Source organism: Alienimonas chondri, from assembly GCF_013036045.1.
Classification (GTDB): Bacteria; Planctomycetota; Planctomycetia; order Planctomycetales; family Planctomycetaceae; genus Alienimonas; species Alienimonas chondri.
The window spans coordinates 1-6,133 of sequence record NZ_WTPX01000208.1 but is presented as its reverse complement, the minus strand read 5'-3'; the positions used below and the strand labels follow the sequence as shown (position 1 = coordinate 6,133).

The 6,133-nt window shown below is 69.3% G+C and carries 6 protein-coding genes; all 6 read left to right on the top strand.

What is annotated here, in order from left to right; genetic code table 11:
* Window positions 1-256: 256 nt before the first annotated feature.
* The 6 genes from LzC2_RS19545 to LzC2_RS19520 all read left to right on the top strand — a co-directional run bounded on the left by LzC2_RS19545 (window position 257) and on the right by LzC2_RS19520 (window position 6,030).
* Window positions 257-769 (top strand): putative quinol monooxygenase, encoded by a 513-nt coding sequence (locus LzC2_RS19545; protein ID WP_171189713.1) that lies wholly within the window; start codon window positions 257-259, stop codon window positions 767-769.
* Between the two features lie 278 nt (window positions 770-1,047).
* Window positions 1,048-2,292 (top strand): TIGR03000 domain-containing protein, encoded by a 1,245-nt coding sequence (locus LzC2_RS22660; protein ID WP_171189712.1) that lies wholly within the window; start codon window positions 1,048-1,050, stop codon window positions 2,290-2,292.
* Window positions 2,293-2,676: 384 nt separating this feature from the next.
* On the top strand, window positions 2,677-3,021 hold the full coding sequence (locus LzC2_RS19535) for a hypothetical protein (protein WP_171189711.1): 345 nt from the start codon (window positions 2,677-2,679) through the stop codon (window positions 3,019-3,021).
* Window positions 3,022-3,220: 199 nt separating this feature from the next.
* Complete coding sequence (locus tag LzC2_RS19530) at window positions 3,221-3,859, top strand: hypothetical protein (RefSeq protein WP_171189710.1); 639 nt, start codon at window positions 3,221-3,223, stop codon at window positions 3,857-3,859.
* The gene (locus LzC2_RS19525) at window positions 3,856-4,818 is read left to right on the top strand and encodes an HTTM domain-containing protein (protein ID WP_171189709.1); all 963 of its coding nucleotides are present in this window, start codon (window positions 3,856-3,858) and stop codon (window positions 4,816-4,818) included. Before LzC2_RS19530 ends, LzC2_RS19525 begins: the two co-directional genes overlap by 4 nt.
* Before the next feature lie 66 nt (window positions 4,819-4,884).
* A complete protein-coding gene (locus LzC2_RS19520) occupies window positions 4,885-6,030 on the top strand; it encodes a tetratricopeptide repeat protein (protein WP_171189708.1) in 1,146 nt (381 codons plus the stop codon).
* Window positions 6,031-6,133: the final 103 nt, after the last annotated feature.

The window sequence follows — 6,133 nt, the reverse complement described above, 5'->3', positions numbered from 1 at the left end:
CTTTTTGGGGGAGAGGGGTCGGGGGCGAGGGGGATCGCGGAGCGAGGTGAAGGCTCTTGAACCGTTCGGACCGTCACCCTCACCCCCAGCCCCTCTCCCTGAGGGAGAGGGGAGTACGACGGTTACGACCCGCCGCCGACTCATCGCTTCGGACTTTGTAATCGCACCAGGCCGGGCGAGCCGTTCGTTGGCGCCGGGCGGGGCGGCGGTTCACACTGCGGCGTTCGATCTTCGCCTCCCCCGCCAAGGTTCCGCCATGTTGCCCGCCCTGCTGCTCTCGGTCCTCGCCGCCGGCCCCTCGCCGCTCGCGCCCGTCCCGCACCTTCAAGAGACAAAGCCGCAAGAGGACGCCGAGAGTCCCATCATCACCCGTGCGAAAGCGGCGGTGGGGCCGAAGGGAGCGGGCAGGCCGTTCCTGCTGGTCGTCTCGATGACGGTGAAGGAAGGCCGGGCGAACGACCTCATTAAAGCCTACCGCGCCGCCGCCGTCAGCAGCCTCGCCGAGGAAGGCTGCACCTCCTACGCCCTCACGCGGGATGCGGAGAACCCGAACGCGTTCCTGCTGTATGAACGCTGGAAGTCGACGGACGCGCTGGCGACGCACCTCGAACAACCCTATACGAAGGCGTTCGTCGGAGCGTTCGGGGAGTTATTAGAGGAGAGTTCCGTGACCGTCATGCGGCCGGTGACGCCCAAGGCCGGCGGACGAGGCAGGAATCGCGGGGGCGCCCCGAAGGTGGAGGCCGAGGCCGCCGACGACGTGGAGTAAGGGCCGCGCGATCGAGGCGCCCGTCGCGGGGACTCATCGGGCCGTCGGACCGGGAAAGTCCCCCGAAGCGCGACCGGGTTCGATCCGATCATGCGGGCGAAGAAGAGAATCCGGCCCCGGTGGCCGCGTTCGGCGCTTGCGAGACGCCCCGGGTCACGCGACCCTCCCATCTTACGCAATCACCCCGGGCGGTGCGGTCCCTCTGGCCGCGACCGGCTCGGTCGGCGATCGGCGGTTCTCCACAACACGATTTTCACACCTGGTCGAAGGCGGTTCCCATGGTACGGCGGGCACTCGGAGTTTTAGCGGCCGCGGCGGTGCTCGCCGTGGCGACCCCGGCGGACGCCGGGCTGTTCGGTCTGTTCGGCGGCCACGGCGGCAGCCACGGCGGCTCGTACGGATCGTCCGGCGGTAGCTACTACGGCGGCTCCTCCGGCGGGAGTTCCGGCGGCTATTACGGCGGCAGTTCGGGCGGATATTACGGCGGCGGCTCGTACGGCGGTTCCTCCGGCGGCGGCGGGCTGTTCGGCGGCGGCGGGTTGTTCAGCGGACTGTTCAGCCACCATCGTCGCAGCAGCTACGGGTCGTCCGGCGGGTCGAGCGGGTACTCGACCGTGTATTACGGCGGCAGTTCCGGCGGGTCGTACGGCGGTTCCTCCGGCGGGTCGTACGGCTCCTATTACGGCGGGTACGGGGCGATCGACGGCCCCTCCTACCTGAGCGGCTACGGCTCCTATTACGGCGGTTCGTTCGGCTCGTACGGCGGCAGCTCCTACTACGGCGGCAGCTCCTACGGCAGCTCCTACGGCAGTTACTACGGCGGCGGATACGGGTCGAGCGGCGGCTACGGATACGGCGGCAGCTCCGGCGGAACGAGCTACTACGGAAGTTACGGGTCGAGCGGCGGGTCGAGCGGCGGCTCCTACGGTTACGGCAGCGGCTACGGCTACGGCAGCGGCGGGAGCCTCGGCTTCTACGGCGCCGCCACGCCGACCGCAGCGCCCGTCGTGGGGTCCGCGATCCCCGGCGCTCTGCCGGCCGGCGTCGCCGGTCCGGTCGCCCCGGGCGTCGCGCTCGCCGCTGCGGAGCGGGCTCAGTCCTCCATGCGGACCGCCGCGAAGATCGTCCAGCAGGACGACGCTCGCGCCCGGATCGTGATGAACCTCCCGGAAGCCGCGACCGTCACGCTGGTGGACGAGCCGATGGGCGGCGAAGGCCCGGTGCGGACCTTCGAAAGCCCGGACCTCGAAGCCGGCCAGGCGTACGCCTATCCGATCGCCGTCACGATCCCCGGCGAGAACGGCGCCGCCGCCCTCACCGCCGAAGCCGTGCAGGTCGTTCGGGCCGGCGTGCTGGTCGAACTGACCGTCTCCGTCAATGAGAACGGTCTGACGATCGTGCAGACCCCCGGTCAGGGCGACGTCCCGCCGCTGAAGACCGCCACCGATAGCGTCAACGACCTGACGATCCCGGCGGAGGACAGCGAGCCGTCCGTCGACGACGACCGCGTCGCGGTGCGGTAATTCGTCGCATCAGTCCCGATTGATGATTCGTCCGCCGGTCGGTCCCGCTCACGCGGGGCCGGCCGGTTTTTTCGTGGAGGGCCACCCGCCGACGCGTGGGATCAGGTCGGCTCTCCAAAGACTTAGGACAGGGACTAACGAGTCCGTCCCCCTCAGGAATAACCCGTGTCGAACGGCGGGGACGGCCCGGTTTTACGGGATGGTCAAGCTGATCTTGACTTGATCGAAGGGATCGAACGCTTGCGATCTTTCGCGATCCTTATCAACCTCCCATCTTACGCACTTGCCCCGGGCAGCGCGACCCCCGCAACCGCTCTGATCCAGCCCGGCGAGTAGCGGTTCAACCTCCTCCCTCGACCCACCCCCTGATCGGAGACTGATCTGATGGCACAACGGACCTATGGATTTCTGGCCGCCGCGGCGATTCTCGCAGTGGCCATCCCGGCCGACGCCGGCCTGTTCGGCAACCACGGCTCCTCCGGCGGGGGCGGCGGTCTGTTCAGCGGCCTGCACGGCGGCTCGCACGGCGGCTCCAACGGCGGCGGCCTGAACCTGCCCAAGCTGCGCCTGCCCAGGCTGCACGGCGGCTCCTCCGGCGGCGGCGGCGGCCTGTTCGACGGCCTGCACGGCAGCTCGCACGGCGGTTCCAACGGCGGCGGGCTGTTCGGCGGCCTGTTCCACAAGAACAGCCACCAGTCCCACGGCGGCGGCAGCTACGGCAGCTACTGATCACGACTGCGGGTGACCGGGTGGACCGTACAGCGGTCGGCGCCGTCACGACCGTTACGTCGTTTTCCGGCCGGTCCCGCGAGTGCGGGGCCGGCCGGTTGTTTATGCCCGGGGCGACGACCGACACTGCCGCGGCTCCGGCGTCGCGGCGTTTCCCGCCGCAGATCGCCGACCGCCGCGATCCGCTTCGTTTCGTACCGTGTCGAAGACCCACGACGCCCCCCAAACGCCGGAAGACCGCCCCGACGACGCCCCGCCCAACCCGCGGTGGTGGACGCGATGCGGGTGGGCTGCGGCGCATCTAGCGTTGGCGTATCACCTGATCAGCCTCGCCGTCGGCCCGGCGACGATGCCGCCCTCTTCGCCGACGCAGCAGAGCCTCTTTGCGACGTCGCGGGGGTATCTGACCGCCCTGTATCTCAACCACGGCTACCACTACTTCGCGCCGGATCCCGGGCCGAGCACGCTGTTGGAGTACGAGGGAACCAAAGCGGACGGAACGCCCGTCGCCGGCGTGATCCCGGACGCCGAGGGGCACTTCCCGCGGCTGCTGTATCACCGGCACTTCATGTTGACTGAACGCCTCGCCGGCCCCGCCGGGCTGAGCCGGGAGTATCACGCGGCGCTGGCCCGCGGGCTGGGGATCGAGACGGGGGCCGAAGAGTTGTCGCTCACCATCCTCACCCATCGCATGTCCGAAGTGGAGGAGGTGCGGGCCGGCTTCCCGCTGGACGACCCGGCGACCTATCAGTCGCGGGCGCTCGGCACGTTCGACGCCGGGCCGCTGGACGATCCGGCGCCCCGCACGCCAGCCGCGAGCGATGGGGGTTCGCGATGAAGAACCTGATTCACCTGGTCTATACCGCCGTGCTCGGTCTGCCGCGGCGACTCGTGACGGACGGCGTGGACCTCGCCGCGGCGTATCATCGGTTCTGGTTCGCCCCCTCGGCGCCGCACACGTTGGCCTTCCTCCGCATTCTGGCGGGCGGGATGATGCTGTATAGCACGGCCGTCTGGGGGATGGAGTTGGAGGCGTTCTTCACGGACGGCGGCTATCAGCCGTCGGACCTGGTGAACGTGCCCGGCGCCCCGTCGCTGTGGTTCTTCGTCCCGGACGCCTGGGTTCGCCCGGTGCATTACCTCTGCCTGGCGGCGTTGGCGCTGTACACAATCGGCGCGGGGACGGCGGTCACGAAATGGCTGGCGTTCGTCATCGTCGCCTCCTACGCCCAACGGGCGCCGATGGCGACCTTCGGGCTGGATCAGATCGCATCGTTCCTCGCGCTGTATCTGGCTCTCGCCCCCTGTGGGGCGGCGTTCTCGGTCGATGCGTTGCTGAGGAAATCGAAGGGCGAACTGCGGCTCTCCTCCCGCAATACGATCGCGACGCGGCTCATTCAGGTGCATCTGTGCGTGCTTTATACTTTCGCGGGCTTGGCGAAGTTGAAGGGCGAAGCCTGGTGGGACGGCACGGCGATCTGGAAAACGGCTTCGAACCTCGAATACCAAACGACGGACCTCACCTGGATCGCCGCGGTCGAGCCGATCGGTCACTTCCTCACCCACATGACCGTGGCGTGGGAACTCTCGTTCTGGGCGCTTGTCTGGAAGCCGCGGCTGCGTCCATACGTGCTGGCGATCGGCACGAGCATGCACCTGGGGATCGGGGCGTTTCTGGGCATGTGGACGTTCGGCCTGGTGATGACGTTCGCCTATTTCGCCTTCGTCCCGCCGATGGTCTTTCAAGCGCTGCGTAAACCGTCGCCTGCGGCTTCGCCGGCGCCGGAGACTCTTTAAAGCCCGCGAAACCGCGCGACGGGCGGCCATACGCCGCCGTCGCCCCTCCAAACTCTTATTGATTCTATGCGACTTCCGCTCCTGACGGCCCTGCTCTGCTCCGCATTCCTCGGGTGCGGGTCCGAATCGAACGAGGCGCCCGCCACCGCGGATTCGCTGCTGGAGCGGGGGCGGATTCAGCGTGAGCGTGAGGACTTCCCCGCCGCCGAGAAGACCTACACCGAGGCGCTCGCCGTCGCTGCGGACGAAACCGAGGACGATCGCGTCGCCAAGGCGGAGTTATATATGGAGCGAGGCATCGCCCGGGAGCGCCAGGAGCGGCTCGCCGATGCGGAGGAGGATTACAGCGCCGCGCTGGAACTCGATCCGAAGCTCGCAAGGGCCTGGAACAATCGGGCCTGGGTGCGAGCCGGCCAGGGGCGCGTGCAGCAGGCGTTGAAGGACTGGGATCAGGCGCTGGCCGTGGACCCGGCCGACGAACTGGCTCTCGCCAACCGGGCGATGTTCCGCCAGCAGACCGAAGACTATGAAGGCGCCTTGGAAGACGTGGAGACGTGGGAGCGGTTGTCCGCCGGCTCGTTCGGCCCGGCGTATCGCAAGGGGACGATTCTCCTCGCGAAGGGCGAGACCGACGCGGCGATCGAGGCGCTGCGGGAAGCGATCCGCCGGGGCGACGCCACGCCGGACGTCGATCCGTCCGCGTTCGCCTCGGTCTGGTGGGAGTTGTCCACGGCGCTCCGCCAGGCGGGCAAGCCGCGCGAGGCGGGGGAGGCGTGGGCGGAAGCCGTTCGCCGCGATTCCCGCCTCGCCGCGACTCAGGAAGCCGTCGCGAATCTGGCCTCCGAGGGGGCGCTCGACGCCTTGCAAGAGGCCGGCTTCGTGCCCACCGGCGACCCGCCGCCGCGAGGGTTTGATCTGGTGGTGAGCCGCGACGGCGGCGAACCGACGCCCGTGCTGCTGGCGGAAGCGGGCGACGATGGCGGGTTTCTGCTCTCCGTGGAAGAGTTGACGCGGTTGGAACAGAACGGCGCCGCGTGGATCGCCGTGCAGACCGAGAACGGCTCGACTCTGCACCGGGCCGCCGAGGCGCTCCGCCGCGGCCCGCGTCCGGTGCGGTTCCTCATCCCCGCGGATGGGTTGCTGGAGGCCGAGCCGTTCGCGATCGAGCCGGCGCCGACGCCCGCCCCCGCCCCGCCGCCGGTCGCGGAGTGACGGCGCCCGAGCGGCGGGAGACGAGCAGGAACCGGGACGCTCCGACACGGCGAGGGGGGAAGTCCCCCGTCGGCGTTTGAGGGGCTGACGGACAGGATGGTGG